This window comes from Citrobacter sp. W9 (assembly GCF_026719375.1).
Taxonomy (GTDB): Bacteria; Pseudomonadota; Gammaproteobacteria; order Enterobacterales; family Enterobacteriaceae; genus Citrobacter; species Citrobacter werkmanii.
This window is the reverse complement of the sequence record NZ_JAPPTE010000002.1, coordinates 203,160-219,691: the sequence shown is the minus strand read 5'-3', so window position 1 is coordinate 219,691 and position 16,532 is coordinate 203,160. Positions and strand designations below refer to the sequence as shown.

The 16,532-nt window shown below is 51.7% G+C and carries 15 protein-coding genes; 14 read left to right on the top strand and 1 reads right to left on the bottom strand.

Annotated features, from left to right (window positions below; genetic code table 11):
- Window positions 1-30: 30 nt before the first annotated feature.
- A complete protein-coding gene (locus OOJ59_RS05815) occupies window positions 31-1,614 on the bottom strand; it encodes a TerC family protein (protein WP_069323487.1) in 1,584 nt (527 codons plus the stop codon).
- Window positions 1,615-2,269: 655 nt separating this feature from the next.
- On the opposite strand from OOJ59_RS05815, the gene OOJ59_RS05810 reads away from it, so the two are divergent.
- The 14 genes from OOJ59_RS05810 (at window position 2,270) to cpsB (ending at window position 16,411) form a co-directional block, all read left to right on the top strand.
- Window positions 2,270-3,409, top strand: a complete 1,140-nt coding sequence (locus tag OOJ59_RS05810; protein ID WP_038641800.1) for a polysaccharide export protein — start codon at window positions 2,270-2,272, stop codon at window positions 3,407-3,409.
- Window positions 3,410-3,414: 5 nt separating this feature from the next.
- On the top strand, window positions 3,415-3,864 hold the full coding sequence (gene wzb, locus OOJ59_RS05805) for a low molecular weight protein-tyrosine-phosphatase Wzb (RefSeq protein WP_038641798.1): 450 nt from the start codon (window positions 3,415-3,417) through the stop codon (window positions 3,862-3,864).
- Window positions 3,861-6,023, top strand: a complete 2,163-nt coding sequence (gene wzc, locus OOJ59_RS05800) for a tyrosine-protein kinase Wzc (RefSeq protein ID WP_160956062.1) — start codon at window positions 3,861-3,863, stop codon at window positions 6,021-6,023. The genes wzb and wzc overlap by 4 nt, the downstream gene beginning before the upstream one ends.
- 77 nt (window positions 6,024-6,100) lie before the next feature.
- Complete coding sequence (gene wcaA, locus OOJ59_RS05795) at window positions 6,101-6,943, top strand: colanic acid biosynthesis glycosyltransferase WcaA (RefSeq protein ID WP_069323489.1); 843 nt, start codon at window positions 6,101-6,103, stop codon at window positions 6,941-6,943.
- Between the two features lie 2 nt (window positions 6,944-6,945).
- Window positions 6,946-7,434, top strand: a complete 489-nt coding sequence (wcaB, locus tag OOJ59_RS05790) for a colanic acid biosynthesis acetyltransferase WcaB (RefSeq protein WP_038641791.1) — start codon at window positions 6,946-6,948, stop codon at window positions 7,432-7,434.
- The gene (wcaC, locus tag OOJ59_RS05785; protein ID WP_160956063.1) at window positions 7,431-8,648 is read left to right on the top strand and encodes a colanic acid biosynthesis glycosyltransferase WcaC; all 1,218 of its coding nucleotides are present in this window, start codon (window positions 7,431-7,433) and stop codon (window positions 8,646-8,648) included. Before wcaB ends, wcaC begins: the two co-directional genes overlap by 4 nt.
- Window positions 8,623-9,840 carry a colanic acid polymerase WcaD gene (wcaD, locus tag OOJ59_RS05780; protein ID WP_038641784.1) on the top strand — a complete coding sequence of 406 codons (1,218 nt, stop codon included), beginning with the start codon at window positions 8,623-8,625 and terminating at the stop codon, window positions 9,838-9,840. The genes wcaC and wcaD overlap by 26 nt, the downstream gene beginning before the upstream one ends.
- Before the next feature lie 5 nt (window positions 9,841-9,845).
- Entirely contained in the window at window positions 9,846-10,592 is a 747-nt protein-coding gene (gene wcaE, locus OOJ59_RS05775; protein WP_268063357.1) for a colanic acid biosynthesis glycosyltransferase WcaE, read from the top strand.
- Between the two features lie 9 nt (window positions 10,593-10,601).
- Entirely contained in the window at window positions 10,602-11,156 is a 555-nt protein-coding gene (gene wcaF / locus OOJ59_RS05770) for a colanic acid biosynthesis acetyltransferase WcaF (protein ID WP_160956064.1), read from the top strand.
- A gap of 24 nt (window positions 11,157-11,180) precedes the next feature.
- Window positions 11,181-12,302: a GDP-mannose 4,6-dehydratase gene (gene gmd / locus OOJ59_RS05765; RefSeq protein WP_038641779.1), complete on the top strand. Its 1,122-nt coding sequence runs from the start codon at window positions 11,181-11,183 to the stop codon at window positions 12,300-12,302.
- Between the two features lie 2 nt (window positions 12,303-12,304).
- A complete protein-coding gene (gene fcl / locus OOJ59_RS05760; protein ID WP_038641777.1) occupies window positions 12,305-13,270 on the top strand; it encodes a GDP-L-fucose synthase in 966 nt (321 codons plus the stop codon).
- Window positions 13,271-13,272: 2 nt separating this feature from the next.
- Entirely contained in the window at window positions 13,273-13,752 is a 480-nt protein-coding gene (locus OOJ59_RS05755; RefSeq protein ID WP_038641775.1) for a GDP-mannose mannosyl hydrolase, read from the top strand.
- On the top strand, window positions 13,749-14,975 hold the full coding sequence (gene wcaI / locus OOJ59_RS05750) for a colanic acid biosynthesis fucosyltransferase WcaI (RefSeq protein ID WP_087855958.1): 1,227 nt from the start codon (window positions 13,749-13,751) through the stop codon (window positions 14,973-14,975). The genes OOJ59_RS05755 and wcaI overlap by 4 nt, the downstream gene beginning before the upstream one ends.
- Window positions 14,975-16,411, top strand: coding sequence for a mannose-1-phosphate guanyltransferase (gene cpsB / locus OOJ59_RS05745; protein WP_038641772.1), 1,437 nt, complete (start codon window positions 14,975-14,977; stop codon window positions 16,409-16,411). The genes wcaI and cpsB overlap by 1 nt, the downstream gene beginning before the upstream one ends.
- Window positions 16,412-16,532 lie beyond the last annotated feature (121 nt).

Below are 16,532 nucleotides of genomic sequence, written 5' to 3'. Positions count from 1 at the left end.
TGGCAGCTAATGCGCCATCCGGCGGGTGATTTACACCTCGTAATCCATCTCTTCTTCACCGTGTAGCGGTATCAACTGGACTTTTTGCACGCGATGGTTTTCTACCTGCAGAGTTTTTAGTCGGTAGTCGCCAACCTGAACTTCCTCTCCGGTTTTTGGAATACGCTGTAAATATTCCATCAAAAGCCCGGCAATGGTGTGATATTCACGTTTTTCATCTAACGGAATAGGGACATACTGCACCAGATCTTCCAGCGGCATGTGACCGTTAGCTGTCCACGAACCATCGGCATTTTTCTGGATATCATGGCGGGCATCAATCTCCTCTACCTCATTTGGCAGATTACCGGCGATGGTTTCCATTACGTCACTGAGCGTTACGATCCCTTCGACAGAACCAAATTCATCTGCAATAAAAGCGAAGTGCGTGCGGGCATTACGGAACTGCTCCAGCGCCGGAAGCAGCGGCAGGGTTTCCGGGAACACCAGCGGCTGACGAATCAGGACGCGTAAGTCGAGCGCCTCGCCGCGCAGGGACTGCTGCAGCAGATCGATGACATGTACTACGCCCAGCAGCTCTTCCTCCTCGTCTTCCCCGGTAACAACCAGGCGCGTATGCTGATTTTTTTCCAGTAAAGCGCGAATTTCTGCTTCGGGTGCGTTGAGATCGACGTGTTCAATATCGTGGCGTGAGGTCATGATGCTGCTGACGGTACGCTGATTAAGATTCAGTACGCGCTCAATCATCCGCCGTTCCTGGGGCGCAAAAATCTGACCCTCCTGGTGATCCGCCAGCATAGCAGCGGTTTCGGCATCCAGTTCGGCATCTTCTTTTTGACCGCTCAGCAGCCTCATCACCGCCTCGGCAGTGCGCTGGCGCAAGGTATGGTTGGCTGACAGGAAGCGACGACGGTTAAAGATTGCCAACTGGTTCAAGGCTTCGATCATAACCGAGAAGCCGATAGCGGCGTACAGGTAACCTTTCGGGATATGGAAACCGAACCCTTCGGCGACCAGGCTGAAACCAATCATCAGCAGGAAGCTTAGGCACAGAATGACGATGGTTGGGTGGCTGTTGACAAAGCGAGTCAACGACTTACTGGCGAGCATCATCAGGCTGATGGCGATAATCACCGCCGCCATCATCACCGCCAGGTGATCGACCATCCCGACGGCGGTAATGACGGAATCCAGAGAGAAGATGGCGTCAAGCACCACAATTTGCGCGACCACTCCCCAGAACTTAGCGCCTTTACGCTGGGTGGGATTGTCGCTGTCTTTGCCTTCCAGCCGTTCGTTTAGCTCCATTGTGGCTTTAAACAACAGGAAGAAACCGCCAAACAGCATAATCAGATCGCGCGCACTGAAACTGAGGCCGCGAATGCTGAACAGTGGCGTTGTCAGCGTCACCAGCCAGGATATTGATGCCAGTAGCAGCAGTCGCATGACCATCGCCAGCAGGAGCCCGGTAATACGCGCCTTATCCCGCTGGGCAGGAGGGAGTTTCTCCGCGAGGATGGCAATAAAAACAAGATTATCAATGCCAAGAACAAGTTCGATCACGATTAGCGTGACGAGTCCGGCCCAGATTGACGGATCGGCAATCCATTCCATAGTAAATGCTATACCCATAGTTGTATGACAATTGTCACAATTCGATCATGGGTAAAACTGGCGGAAAATGCAATGCCGGAAAGGGATTTCTCTGGCGGTTATATCAGGATGCCTGCGGGATAATAGCCGTAATGTAACTACAGGAAATAAATTTCTTTAGCCAACTATATTTAGGAAATATCGCAGGTGGCGTATTTTTTTAGTCATGCTGTCAATATCGATAAAATCCTAAAAACATATAAATTCCACGCTTAATATTAATCTTAAAAGCAAGTGAACGGAGGCTTGTTATCTTGCCTGCTATTCACTTAGCTGCAACAATTCTTGCGGTAATAATCAAAAGATAATATTTCCTCATTAACCGGTGACGTTATTCCCGATGCGTTGCTGTTCTGAATATGATGAAAATAAAGGAGAAGATAAAAATTTAAATTAATCAGTGCATTGGTAGCTAATGAAGCCAGGGGCGGTAGCGTGTCTGGTCACCTGAAAACAAGCCTAAATTATTCTGTCAAGAGACCGCAGATGAATCCATTATTTTTAGGACTGATGCCAGTTAAATTCCTTTTCAATTAACGGCAAGGTAAATGTGTACAGGCGAAGCCACTATTTAGAACGCACGTGATAATTACTCTGCCAAAGTGATAAATAATCAATGATGAACTCCAAACTTAAATTGATACCAGTCCTGGTATCGGTAATCTTGATAAACGGTTGTACCGTGCTTCCGGGCAGCAATATGTCTACGATGGGCAAAGATGTGATTAAACAGCAGGACGCTGATTTTGATATCAATCGGATGGTGAATGTTTATCCACTGACCCCGCGACTGGTCGAGCAATTACGTCCTCGTCCGAATGTTGCACAGCCTAACATGTCGCTGGAGCAGGAGATTGCAGGATATCAGTATCGGGTCGGTCCAGGCGATGTCCTGAATGTGACCGTCTGGGATCATCCTGAACTAACAACCCCGGCCGGGCAGTATCGTAGCTCAAGCGATACCGGCAACTGGGTGCAGCCTGATGGCACCATGTTTTACCCCTACATTGGCAAAGTCAGCGTGGTGGGAAAAACGCTGGCAGAAATTCGTAGTGATATTACCGGGCGCTTAGCGAAGTACATTGCTGACCCGCAGGTGGACGTTAATATCGCCGCTTTCCGCTCGCAGAAGGCTTATGTCTCCGGGCAGGTGAATAAATCTGGCCAGCAGGCCATCACCAACGTACCGCTTACCATTCTTGATGCCATTAACGCCGCAGGTGGTCTCACCGAGGCGGCTGACTGGCGCAATGTTGTACTGACTCACAAAGGGCAGGAGCAACGAATTTCACTGCAAGCGCTGATGCAAAATGGCGACCTGAGCCAGAACCGTCTGCTCTATCCTGGCGACATTCTGTTTGTTCCGCGTAATGACGATTTGAAAGTCTTCGTGATGGGGGAAGTGAAGAAGCAGAGCACCCTCAAAATGGACTTCAGCGGTATGACGCTCACCGAAGCGCTTGGCAATGCGGAAGGTATCGATCTGACCACCTCCAACGCCAGCGGCATTTTCGTTATTCGTCCGTTGAAAGGCGAAAGCGGGCACAACGGCAAGATCGCCAATATCTATCAGCTTGATATGTCCGATGCGACTTCGCTGGTGATGGCGACGTCATTCCGACTCCAGCCTTACGATGTGGTGTATGTCACGACCGCGCCGGTTGCCCGCTGGAACCGTTTGATCAATCAGTTGCTGCCGACCATTAGCGGTGTTCGCTATATGACGGACACGGCCAGCGACCTTCACAACTGGTAATCGTCATGTTTAACAAAATATTGGTTGTCTGTGTGGGGAACATTTGCCGTTCCCCGACGGCAGAACGCTTGTTAAGGAAGTTTCATCCGGCGTTGACGGTCTCTTCTGCAGGTCTCGGGGCGCTGGTGGGTAAAGGTGCGGATCCCTGTGCTATTAGCGTCGCGCAGGCGCACAACCTGTCACTGGAAAATCATTGTGCCCGCCAGATCTCAGGACGCATGTGCCGGGAGTATGACCTGATCCTGACCATGGAAAAACGCCATATTTCAGCCCTGTGCGAAATGGTGCCGGAGATGCGCGGCAAAGTGATGCTTTTTGGTCACTGGGACAGCGAACGTGAAATTCCCGACCCATACCGTAAAAGTCGGGATGCGTTTGACGCGGTGTACGCATTACTTGAACGGTCTGCCCGCCAGTGGGCTCAGGCATTGAACGCGGAGCAGGGAAAACAATGACAGAAAAAGTAAAACAGTCTGCCGCGCCGGTTACGGGCAATGATGAAATCGATATTGGTCGTCTGGTAGGAACGGTGGTGGAAGCTCGCTGGTGGGTGCTTGGTATTACGGCGACGTTTGCGTTATGTGCGGCGGTCTACACGCTGTTTGCCACGCCGATCTACAGTGCGGATGCGCTGGTGCAAATTGAGCAAAATACCGGGAATTCCCTGGTGCAAGATATTGGCTCGGCGTTGTCGAATAAACCGCCGGCTTCGGAAGCGGAAATTCAGCTCATTCAGTCACGGCTGGTACTGGGAAAAACGGTAGACGATCTCAATCTGGATATCGCGGTGACGAAAGATACATTTCCGATTTTTGGCGCAGGCTGGGATCGGTTGATGGGGCGCCAGAATGAAACCGTTAATGTCACCACCTTTACGCTGCCAAAGGCGATGAAGGAACAGACTTTTACGCTAAGCGTGTTGAACGATAAAAGTTATCAATTAGTCAGTGATGGGGGATTTAGCGCCCGCGGTCAGGTTGGGCAATTGTTGAATCACGATGGCGTGACGATGCTGGTTGAGGCGATTCATGCCAGCCCTGAGAGCCAATTTACCGTCAGCAAATTTTCCACATTGGGCATGATTAACACCCTGCAAAATAACCTGATGGTGACAGAAACCGGCAAAGATACTGGCGTATTGAGCCTGACTTTTACCGGCGAAGACCGCGAACAAATCCGCCAGATCCTCGACAGTATTACCCGCAACTATCTGCAACAAAACGTAGAGCGTAAGTCAGAAGAGGCCGCTAAAAGTCTGGCGTTTCTGGCAAAACAGTTGCCTGAGGTGCGTAACCGGCTGGACGTTGCCGAAAACAAGCTGAATGCCTTCCGTCAGGATAAAGACTCCGTGGATTTACCGCTGGAAGCTAAAGCGGTGCTGGACTCCATGGTAAATATCGATGCGCAGCTCAACGAACTGACCTTTAAAGAAGCGGAAATCTCCAAGTTATTCACCAAAGCGCACCCGGCGTATCGCACATTGCTGGAAAAACGCCAGGCGCTGGAAGATGAGAAAAGCAAGCTGAACGGGCGCGTTACGGCAATGCCGAAAACGCAGCAGGAAATTGTCCGGCTGACCCGCGATGTGGAGTCCGGTCAGCAGGTCTATATGCAGCTGTTAAATAAGCAACAGGAACTGAAGATCACCGAGGCGAGTACGGTCGGAGATGTACGCATCGTCGATCCCGCGATTGCCCAGCCAGGCGTGCTGAAGCCGAAAAAGGCGTTGATTATTCTCGGTAGCATTATTCTTGGTTTGATGCTTTCGGTGGTGGGCGTATTGCTGCGTTCCCTGTTTAATCGCGGCATTGAAAGCCCACAGGCGCTGGAAGAGCATGGCATCAGCGTCTATGCCAGCATCCCGCTTTCAGAATGGCAAAAAGCGCGCGATAACGTTCAGACGATTAAAGGTGTGAAGCGTTACAAACAAACCCAGTTACTGGCGGTGGGGAATCCAACGGATCTCGCCATAGAAGCGGTCCGTAGCCTGCGTACCAGTCTGCACTTCGCCATGATGCAGGCGCGCAACAACGTGTTGATGCTGACCGGCGTCAGCCCGTCGATAGGTAAAACATTTGTCTGCGCTAACCTGGCGGCGGTCATTAGCCAGACCCACAAGCGCGTGCTGTTGATCGACTGTGACATGCGCAAAGGCTATACCCACGAACTGCTGGGTACCAGTAACGTCGACGGTCTATCTGAGATCCTCGTCGGTAAGGGGGATATCTCCTCCAGCGCGAAACCGACCTCCATTGCGAATTTTGATCTGATCCCTCGCGGACAAATCCCCCCTAATCCATCTGAGCTTCTGATGAGTGAACGCTTTGGCGAACTGATTACGTGGGCCAGCGAGCACTATGACCTGGTCCTGATAGATACCCCGCCAATACTGGCGGTGACCGATGCGGCAATTGTTGGCCGCCATGTCGGCACCACGCTGATGGTGGCGCGTTATGCGGTCAATACGCTGAAAGAGGTGGAAACCAGCCTGAGTCGATTTGAGCAAAACGGCATTCAGGTTAAAGGGGTGATCCTGAACTCGATCTTCCGCCGTGCCAGTGGCTATCAGGATTACGGTTACTACGAATACGAATACACGTCGGATTCGAAATAGATAACGAACAGCAACGCATATCGAATGTAGGCCTGATAAGCGTAGCGCCATCAGGCAACTTTATTTGGGAAACGAAAATGACGACAGAAAACCCACTCATTTCAATTTATATGCCAACCTGGAATCGCCAACAGCTGGCCATTCGGGCGATTAAATCGGTGTTGCGCCAGGATTATCCTCACTGGGAGATGATCATCGTGGATGACTGTTCTTCCTCGTATGAGCAACTACAGCAGTTCGTTGAGGAACTGAACGACCCACGCGTGTGCTATACGCATAACGCGACGAACTCCGGGGCCTGCGCGGTACGCAATCAGGCCATCATGCAGGCTAATGGGCAATATATTACGGGTATTGATGATGATGATGAATGGACGCCGAATCGCCTGAGCGTGTTTCTGCAGCATCGTCATCAACTGGTTACGCACGCGTTTCTGTATGCCAATGATTATGTTTGTGAAGGCGAAGTGTATTCGCAACCGGCCAGTCTGCCGCTCTATCCGAAGTCAGTTTACTCCCGACGCAAGTTTTACAAGCGCAATATTATTGGTAATCAGGTGTTTACGTGGGCATGGCGTTTTAAAGCATGCCTGTTCGATACCACACTGAAAGCCGCGCAGGATTACGACATTTTTCTCAGGATGGTGGTGGCGTACGGCAAACCGTGGAAGGTCAAAGAGGCGACGCAGATCCTGCATGTGAACCACGGTGAGATGCGCATTACCTCGTCACCGCATAAATTCTCCGGCTACTTTCAGTTCTATCGTAAGCACAAAGGTAAATTTGACCGGGCGAGTAAGAAATATCAGCTGTTTACGCTCTATCAGATCCGCAATAAACGAATGAACTGGCGCACGCTGCTGACGTTGCTTTCCATTCGCAACAGTAAGCGTCTGGCCGACGGACTGCGAGGACGCTAAGTATGCTGGAAGATTTACGTGCGAACGGCTGGAGTCTGCGCCCCTGCTGCATGGTAGTGGCCTATCGGATTGCCCATTTTTGCTCCGTCTGGCGTAAAAAAAATATCTTGAACAACCTGTGGGCTGCGCCGGTGCTGGTGTTGTATCGCCTGATCACTGAATGCCTGTTTGGTTATGAAATTCAGGCCGCTGCATCTATCGGTCGTCGTTTCACTATCCATCATGGTTATGGCGTAGTGATCAATAAACACGTGGTGGCAGGGGACGATTTAACCCTGCGCCACGGTGTCACCATTGGCAATCCTGGCGGCAAAGATTTGTCCTGTCCGGTCATCGGTAACGGTGTCGAACTGGGGGCCAACGTCACTGTGCTCGGCGATGTCGCTATTGGCGATAACGTGACCATTGGCGCCGGGAGCGTGGTAGTGGATAGCATCCCTGACAATACGCTGGTGGTGGGCGAGAAAGCACGAGTGAAGGTAACAAAATGAATATCTTACAATTTAATGTGCGACTCGCAGAAGGTGGAGCGGCAGGTGTGGCGTTAGATCTGCATCTGCGCGCGCTGGCGAAAGGGTTGACGTCACGCTTTGTGTACGGCTATGGCAAAGGGGGCATGAAAAGCGCCAGTCACGGTAATTATCCGCATGTTATCAAACATACGCCGCGCCTGACGTCGGCGGCGAATATTGCACTATTTCGTTTCGCTAACCGCGACCTGTTTGGCAATCTTAACAGTTTATATCGTACGGTGACCCGCACATCCGGCCCGCTGGTACTGCATTTTCATGTGCTGCACAGTTACTGGTTGAACCTGGAAGAGGTCGTGACCTTTTGTGAAAAGGTGAAGGCGCATAAACCGGACATCACCTTTGTCTGGACGCTGCACGATCACTGGAGCGTGACCGGGCGTTGCGCTTTCACAGACGGGTGTGAAAGCTGGAAAACCGGCTGCCAGAAATGCCCGACGTTAAGCAATTATCCGCCGGTAAAAATCGACAAAGCCCATCAGCAGGTGCCCGCTAAGCGGCAGAGGTTTCGCGACATGTTAGCGCTTGGCTGCCAGTTTATCTCTCCCAGCCAGCATGTGGCCGACGCGTTCAACAGTCTGTATGGCATGGGGCGCTGCCGCATTATTAACAACGGTATTGATGTGGCAACCGAAGCCATTCTTGCCGAACTGCCCGCCAGACATGAACCACACGGCAGACCGAAAATCGCGGTGGTGGCTCATGACCTGCGCTATGACGGTAAAACCAATCAGCGCCTGGTGCAGGAGATGATGGCGCTCGGAGTAAAAATTGAGCTGCATACCTTCGGCAAATTTTCTCCCTTTGCTGGCGATAACGTCATCAATCATGGCTTCGAAAGCGATAAGCGAACGTTGATGAGTGCGCTTAACGAGATGGATGGACTGGTGTTCAGCTCCCGCGTTGATAATTACCCGCTGATTCTGTGCGAAGCGCTTTCCATCGGGGTACCGGTGATTGCTACGCACAGCGAGGCGGCACAAGAGGTACTGGCGAAAGCGGGCGGCAAAACGTTCAGTGAAGCGGATGTATTGCGGCTGGTACAACTGAAAAAATCAGACATTGCGCAGGCGGTATTCGACACATCGCTTGCCGCGTTCAGCCAGCGCACCCGGGTGGCATACAGTGGACAACAGATGCTGGAGGAATATGTCTCGTTCTATCAGAATCTGTAGCTATCTGCTGCTACCGCTGCTTTATCTGCTGGTTAACGTCAAACTTGCCCAACTTGGCGAGAGCTTCCCGATAACGATTGTCACATTCTTGCCCGTTCTGCTGTTGCTGTTTGTCGAGCGCATCAATATTAAAAAATTAATGATTGCGCTGGGCGTGGGGGGAGGGTTGACGGCGTTTAACTACCTGTTCGGTCAATCGCTGAATGCCAGTAAGTACGTCACGTCCGCGATGCTGTTTGTCTATACCGTGGTGATTATTGGCATGGTGTGGAGTATTCGCTTCAAAACCATTTCGCCGCATAACTATATTAAGATCCTGCGCTTTTTCTGGCTGGTTGTCGGGCTGGTGGTAGGGTTAGCGGCAGTTGAAATGGCGCAGATCATTCTCAGCGGCGGCAGCAGTTTAATGGAAGTTATTTCGAAATATCTTATTTACAGTAACAGCTATGTTCTGAACTTTATTAAGTTTGGCGGAAAACGCACCACTGCGCTTTATTTCGAACCGGCATTCTTCGCTCTGGCGTTAATCTCAATTTGGCTCAGTATCAAACAGTTTGGTATCAAAACGCCTAAGTCCGATGCTATGATTCTGGCAGGGATAATATTATCAGGGTCGTTTTCCGGGGTGATGACGTTTATTTTGTTTTATCTCCTGGAGTGGGCGTTCCAGTACCTGAATAAGGATGCGATAAAAAAGAAGTTGCCGCTGGCGATAATCTCATTAAGCGTGTTTTTAGTCGGTGTGATATTTGCGTTTCCGTACATCGCAACGCGCCTTGGGGATTTAGGCACCGAGGGGTCGTCATCGTATTATCGAATCGTGGGACCGCTAGTGATGGTCGGTTATTCGTTAATGCATGTTGATGGCGTCGTAAGATTCGGTTCGCTTTATGAATATGTCGCGTCATTCGGAATTTTTAACGGTGCGGATGTGGGTAAAACGATAGACAATGGTTTGTATCTGCTGATTATTTATTTTTCGTGGTTCGCCGTGATATTAACCCTGTGGTACATGGGGAAAGTTATGAAGATGATGATCACTGCTTTTGGTGATAATCAGAATTATCGGGTGCAGCTATATCTTTTTACGCCGCTGTCGCTGTTTTTTACAGGGTCAGTATTTAGTCCGGAATACGCGTTTTTAATTGTGTGTCCGTTTATTTTGCGCAAGGCGCTGAATATCGCGAGGTAAATCACATGCTGCTTAGTATTATTACCGTCGCCTTTCTCAATCTGGAAGGGATCGTCAAAACTCACGCCTCGCTGGCACACCTGGCGCAGGCAGGCGATATCAGTTTTGAGTGGATTGTTGTTGATGGCGGCTCCTCTGACGGTACGTCGGCGTTTCTTGAAGGTCTCGGTGGAGAGCACCGGTTACGGTTTGTCAGCGAACCGGATAACGGCATTTATGATGCGATGAACAAAGGCATTGCGATGGCGCGCGGGCGCTTTGCGCTGTTCCTCAATTCCGGGGATATTCTGCATGCCGATGCGGCTCAGTTTATCCGCCAGTTAAAAACGCAGAGTGATAAAGCCATGGTTATCGGCGACGCGTTGCTGGATTTTGGCAATGGCAACAAAATTAAGCGCCGGGCAAAGCCGGGTTGGTATATTTATCACAGCCTGCCTGCCAGCCATCAGGCCATCTTTTTTCCGCTCTCTGGACTGAATGTCTGGCGTTATGATTTGCAATATAAAATATCGTCCGATTACGCGCTGGCTGCCAGACTATATAAATCTGGTTACGCTTTCAAAAAACTGGACGGGCTGGTGTCGGAGTTTTCGATGGGCGGAGTGTCAACGACGAATAATCTGGAATTATGCCGCGATGCAAAAAAAGTTCAGCGGCAGATATTACATATGCCAGGTTTTTTGACTGGGGTTTCTGAATATTTACGGCTGCGTACAACCGGTAAAACAAAAACTTTATATGGCAAAACGTAAGGGCACATTATGCAGGATTTAAGCGGCTTCAGCGTGCCGAAAGGTTTTCGCGGTAGCGGTGTCATTAAAGTGCAATTATGGTGGGCGGTACAGGTGACACTGTTTCGCTGGTCACCCCAGGTAATGTATCGCTGGCGTGCGTTTTTATTACGCATGTTTGGTGCGAAAATAGGAAAAAACGTAGTTATTCGACCTTCAGTAAAAATTACTTATCCGTGGAAATTAACCCTGGGAGATTATGCCTGGGTGGGTGATGACGCGGTTTTATATACATTGGGTAATATTACGATTGGCGCACACGCGGTTATTTCGCAAAAAAGTTATTTATGTACCGGAAGTCATGATTACGCCAGCCAACATTTTGATATTAACGCCACACCGATTGTGGTTGGCGATAAATGCTGGCTGGCGACAGATGTCTTTGTCGCGCCTGGCGTGACGATTGGCGATGGCACCGTCGTTGGAGCACGCAGCAGCGTATTTAAATCGCTGCCAGCAAATGTCGTTTGTCGGGGAAACCCCGCAGTAGTCACGCGCGAACGCGTCGAGAAAGTTACTCCCTGAGGGGATCATTTAAGAGGTAATAACATGTCAAAAGTCGCTCTCATCACTGGCGTAACCGGGCAGGATGGTTCTTACCTGGCAGAATTCCTGCTGGAAAAAGGGTATGAAGTGCACGGCATTAAGCGTCGCGCTTCATCATTCAACACCGAACGTGTGGACCATATCTACCAGGATCCACATTCAAGCAACCCCAAATTCCATCTGCACTATGGCGATTTAACGGATTCATCCAACCTGACCCGTATTTTAAAAGAGGTCCAACCGGATGAGGTCTATAACCTGGGCGCCATGAGTCATGTCGCGGTGTCGTTTGACTCACCGGAATACACCGCGGACGTCGATGCAATAGGTACGTTGCGTTTGCTGGAGGCTATCCGCTTCCTTGGTCTGGAAAAGAAGACCCGTTTCTATCAGGCCTCCACCTCAGAACTCTACGGCCTGGTACAGGAAATTCCGCAGAAAGAGACCACGCCGTTTTACCCGCGTTCGCCCTATGCGGTGGCTAAGCTCTACGCCTACTGGATTACCGTTAACTACCGCGAATCTTACGGTATGTATGCCTGTAACGGCATCCTGTTTAACCACGAATCTCCACGCCGTGGTGAAACTTTCGTCACCCGTAAAATCACCCGCGCCATTGCCAACATCGCTCAGGGCCTGGAGTCGTGCCTGTACCTGGGCAACATGGATTCGCTGCGTGACTGGGGGCATGCCAAAGATTACGTCAGGATGCAGTGGATGATGCTGCAGCAGGATCAGCCGGAAGATTTCGTCATTGCCACCGGCGTGCAATATTCCGTGCGTCAGTTTGTAGAAATGGCGGCGGCGCAACTGGGTATCAAACTGCGTTTTGAAGGTGAAGGCGTGAATGAAAAAGGCATTGTGGTTTCCGTGACCGGACACGATGCGCCAGGTGTGAAACCTGGGGACGTGATAATCGCCGTCGATCCGCGCTATTTCCGTCCGGCAGAAGTAGAAACGCTATTGGGCGACCCGGCCAGAGCACATGAAAAACTCGGCTGGAAACCGGAAATTACGCTGCGCCAGATGATCTCTGAAATGGTTGCTAACGACCTTGAAGCAGCGAAGAAACATTCCCTGCTGAAGTCGCACGGTTACGAGGTTGCCATCGCGCTGGAGTACTGAGGATGAAGAAACAACGTATTTTTGTGGCGGGCCATCGCGGGATGGTGGGGGCCGCCATCGTAAGACAGCTGGCCCAACGAGATAATGTCGAACTGGTGCTGCGTACCCGAGATGAGCTTAACCTGCTGGATGGAGACGCGGTGCGTCACTTCTTCGCCGCTGAACGTATTGACCAGGTGTACCTGGCGGCGGCAAAAGTGGGTGGGATCGTGGCCAATAACACGTATCCCGCTGATTTTATTTACGAAAATATGATGATTGAGAGCAACATTATTCATGCGGCGCATCTGCATAACGTGAATAAACTGCTGTTTCTCGGATCATCCTGTATTTATCCCAAACATGCTAGCCAGCCAATAGCCGAAAGCGAACTCTTGCAGGGGCAACTGGAGCCGACCAACGAGCCGTATGCGATTGCCAAAATAGCCGGCATCAAGCTGTGTGAATCGTATAACCGTCAATATGGCCGTGATTATCGCTCGGTGATGCCGACGAATTTGTACGGGCCGCATGACAACTTTCATCCAAGCAATTCGCATGTGATCCCGGCGCTGCTGCGCCGCTTTCACGAAGCCTGCGAGCAAAATGCGCCGGATGTGGTGGTGTGGGGAAGCGGCACGCCGATGCGCGAGTTTCTGCATGTGGATGATATGGCGGCGGCCAGCATCCACGTAATGGAGCTGGCTCATGAAGTCTGGCAGGAATATACCCAGCCGATGCTGTCGCATATCAATGTGGGTACCGGCGTGGACTGCACCATCCGTGAACTGGCCCAGACCATTGCCAAGGTAGTGGGTTACAAGGGGCGCGTGGTGTTTGACGCCAGCAAACCGGACGGGACGCCGCGCAAATTACTCGACGTTACGCGTTTGCATCAGTTGGGCTGGTATCACGAGATATCACTTGAGGCAGGGCTTGCCAGCACCTGGCAGTGGTTCCTTGAAAACCAGCAGCGTTATCGGGGGTAAGCATGTTTTTACGTCATGAGGATTTTGCCACCGTCGTACGTTCAACCCCGCTGATTTCTATCGACTTGATCGTGGAAAACGCCGAGGGAGAGTTTCTGCTCGGTAAGCGTCTCAATCGTCCGGCGCAGGGCTACTGGTTTGTTCCCGGCGGTCGTGTGCAAAAAGATGAATCGCTACATGCGGCTTTTGAACGGCTGACTGAAGCTGAGTTGGGGTTGCGTCTACCGCTGTCCGCCGCTGAGTTTTATGGTGTCTGGCAGCACTTCTATGACGACAACTTTTCCGGGGATGATTTCTCAACGCATTACATCGTGCTGGGATTTCGTCTGCGCGTATCAGAAAACGACCTGCAACTGCCTGATGCACAACATGATGCCTACCGCTGGCTGGCGGCGACAGAGATTCAGGCCAGTGACAGCGTACACGCCAACAGCCGGGCTTACTTCTGCCAGGCAAGCCAGAGCGGAGTACCAGGGCTATGAGGATCCTGGTGTATGGCATTAACTACTCGCCGGAGCTGACCGGTATCGGCAAGTACACCGGTGAAATGGTGGAGTGGATGGCGCAACAAGGTCATGACGTGCGGGTGATCACCGCACCACCTTATTATCCGCAATGGAAAGTTAATGGTCGCTATTCATCCTGGCGCTATCGTCGCGAGGAGGGGGATGCTACCGTCTGGCGTTGTCCGCTGTATGTGCCTGAGCAACCCTCAACGCTCAAGCGTCTGCTGCATTTGGGCAGTTTCGCCCTGAGCAGTTTCTTCCCGCTGCTGGCGCAACGTCGCTGGAAACCGGATCGCATCATCGGCGTGGTGCCGACGCTGTTTTGTACGCCGGGGATGCGCTTGCTGGCAAAACTCAGCGGCGCGCGCACGCTGCTGCACATTCAGGATTATGAAGTCGATGCCATGTTGGGACTTGGCATGGCAGGCAAAGGCAAGCGCGGTATGGTGGCGAAACTGGCCAGCGTGTTTGAACGCAGTGGTTTGCACAACGTGGACAATATTTCGACGATTTCCCGTTCCATGATGCGCAAAGCCATGGAAAAAGGCGTTGCGCCACGCAAGGTTATTTTCTTTCCTAACTGGTCGGAAGTGGCGCGCTTTCGTGACGTGACCGACGCCGATGCTTTGGCGTTGCGCCAGAAACTGGGATTGCCCGCGGATCAAAAAATCATTCTCTACTCGGGCAATATCGGTGAAAAGCAGGGGCTTGAGAGCGTCATCGACGCGGCGGCCCAATTGAGTGAGCAACCCTGGCTGTTTGCGATCGTCGGGCAGGGCGGGGGCAAAGCGCGACTGGAGACCATGGTCAGCGAACGCGACCTGCGCAACGTAATGTTCTTTCCGCTGCAATCTTATGAAGCGCTGCCTGCGCTGCTCAAGCTCGCGGACTGTCATCTGGTCGTACAAAAGCGTGGCGCGGCGGATGCGGTACTGCCGTCCAAACTGACTAATATCCTCGCCGTTGGCGGTAACGCGGTGATTACCGCTGAGCCTGAGACCGAATTGGGTCAGTTGTGTGACGCTCATCCTGGCATCGCGGTGTGTGTCGAGCCGGAATCAGTCAATGCGCTGGTTGGCGGGATTCAACAGGCGCTAACCATGCCAAAAGTTAACACGGTGGCACGTGAGTATGCCGAACGCTCGTTGGATAAAGAAAACGTGCTGAATCAATTTATTGCTGATATTCGGGGTACATGATGAGTCAAAACAAACTCTTTCCGGTAGTCATGGCCGGTGGCTCGGGTAGCCGTTTATGGCCGCTGTCCCGCGTACTGTATCCAAAGCAGTTCCTGTGTCTGAAAGGCGATCTCACCATGTTGCAGACGACGATTTGCCGTCTGAACGGTGTGGAGTGCGAAAGCCCGGTAGTTATCTGTAATGAACAACACCGTTTTATCGTTGCGGAACAGTTACGGCAACTGCACAAACTGACCGAGAACATTATTCTCGAACCAGCCGGACGCAACACTGCGCCAGCCATAGCGCTGGCTGCGCTGGCGGCAAAACGTCAGTGTCCGGGTGACGATCCGCTGCTACTTGTGCTGGCGGCCGATCACATGATTGCCGACGAAGAGGCATTTCGCGAAGCGGTTCGCAATGCGATGCCGTATGCCAGTGCGGGTAAGCTGGTGACGTTTGGTATCGTCCCGGATCAACCGGAGACTGGCTACGGCTATATCCGTCGAGGCGAGGTTTCACCGTCGAATACTGACGCGGTGGCTTTTGAGGTGGCGCAGTTTGTTGAAAAACCCAATCTGGAAACCGCACAGGCGTATGTGGCAAGCGGCGACTACTACTGGAACAGCGGGATGTTCCTGTTCCGGGCAGGCCGTTACCTGGAAGAATTGAAAAAGTATCGTCCCGATATTCTTGAGGCCTGCGAAAACGCCATGAGCACCGTCGACCCCGATCTCGATTTTATTCGCGTTGATGAACAGGCGTTTCTCGCCTGCCCGGAAGAGTCTGTGGACTATGCGGTAATGGAACGTACGGCCGATGCGGTGGTGATGCCTATGAATGCAGGCTGGAGCGATGTCGGCTCCTGGTCATCATTGTGGGAAATCAGCGCCCATACTGCCGAAGGTAATGTGCATCACGGCGATGTCATTAGTCACAAAACGGAAAACAGCTACGTCTATGCCGAATCCGGGTTGGTGACGACCGTCGGGGTGAAAGATCTGGTGGTGGTGCAGACCAAAGACGCGGTACTGATTGCCGATCGCAACGCGGTACAGGATGTCAAAAAAGTGGTGGAGAAAATTAAAGCTGACGGGCGCCATGAGCACCACATTCACCGCGAAGTTTATCGTCCGTGGGGCAAATATGACTCCATTGATGCCGGAGACCGTTACCAGGTCAAGCGAATTACCGTCAAGCCTGGCGAGGGATTGTCCGTGCAGATGCATCATCATCGGGCTGAGCACTGGGTTGTGGTTGCAGGCACCGCGAAAGTGACAATTAATGATGATATCAAACTGCTCGCTGAAAACGAGTCTGTCTATATTCCGCTGGGAGCGACCCACTGTCTGGAGAACCCCGGAAAAATCCCGCTCGATCTGATTGAAGTGCGTTCCGGATCTTACCTCGATGAGGATGATGTGGTGCGGTTTGCGGACAGATACGGGCGCGCCTGATGCCGGATGCGCTTATCCGGCCTGCAACAGCGTAGGCTCGGTAAGGGAAGCGCACCGGGCAATGCATTAACACTTATTAAAAAGGCTCATTAAGAGTCAGGGCCTCCTGTTGCCTGAAAAA

Coding starts and splice junctions, on each gene's coding strand:
- wzc (WP_160956062.1), top strand. CDS start 3,861: ATGACAGAAAAAGTAAAACAGTCTGCCGCGCCGGTTACGGGCAATGAT.
- wcaI (WP_087855958.1), top strand. CDS start 13,749: ATGAGGATCCTGGTGTATGGCATTAACTACTCGCCGGAGCTGACCGGT.
- fcl (WP_038641777.1), top strand. CDS start 12,305: ATGAAGAAACAACGTATTTTTGTGGCGGGCCATCGCGGGATGGTGGGG.
- wcaE (WP_268063357.1), top strand. CDS start 9,846: ATGCTGCTTAGTATTATTACCGTCGCCTTTCTCAATCTGGAAGGGATC.
- OOJ59_RS05755 (WP_038641775.1), top strand. CDS start 13,273: ATGTTTTTACGTCATGAGGATTTTGCCACCGTCGTACGTTCAACCCCG.
- wcaC (WP_160956063.1), top strand. CDS start 7,431: ATGAATATCTTACAATTTAATGTGCGACTCGCAGAAGGTGGAGCGGCA.
- OOJ59_RS05815 (WP_069323487.1), bottom strand. CDS start 1,614: ATGGAATGGATTGCCGATCCGTCAATCTGGGCCGGACTCGTCACGCTA.
- wcaD (WP_038641784.1), top strand. CDS start 8,623: ATGTCTCGTTCTATCAGAATCTGTAGCTATCTGCTGCTACCGCTGCTT.
- gmd (WP_038641779.1), top strand. CDS start 11,181: ATGTCAAAAGTCGCTCTCATCACTGGCGTAACCGGGCAGGATGGTTCT.
- wcaF (WP_160956064.1), top strand. CDS start 10,602: ATGCAGGATTTAAGCGGCTTCAGCGTGCCGAAAGGTTTTCGCGGTAGC.
- OOJ59_RS05810 (WP_038641800.1), top strand. CDS start 2,270: ATGATGAACTCCAAACTTAAATTGATACCAGTCCTGGTATCGGTAATC.
- wzb (WP_038641798.1), top strand. CDS start 3,415: ATGTTTAACAAAATATTGGTTGTCTGTGTGGGGAACATTTGCCGTTCC.
- wcaA (WP_069323489.1), top strand. CDS start 6,101: ATGACGACAGAAAACCCACTCATTTCAATTTATATGCCAACCTGGAAT.
- wcaB (WP_038641791.1), top strand. CDS start 6,946: ATGCTGGAAGATTTACGTGCGAACGGCTGGAGTCTGCGCCCCTGCTGC.
- cpsB (WP_038641772.1), top strand. CDS start 14,975: ATGAGTCAAAACAAACTCTTTCCGGTAGTCATGGCCGGTGGCTCGGGT.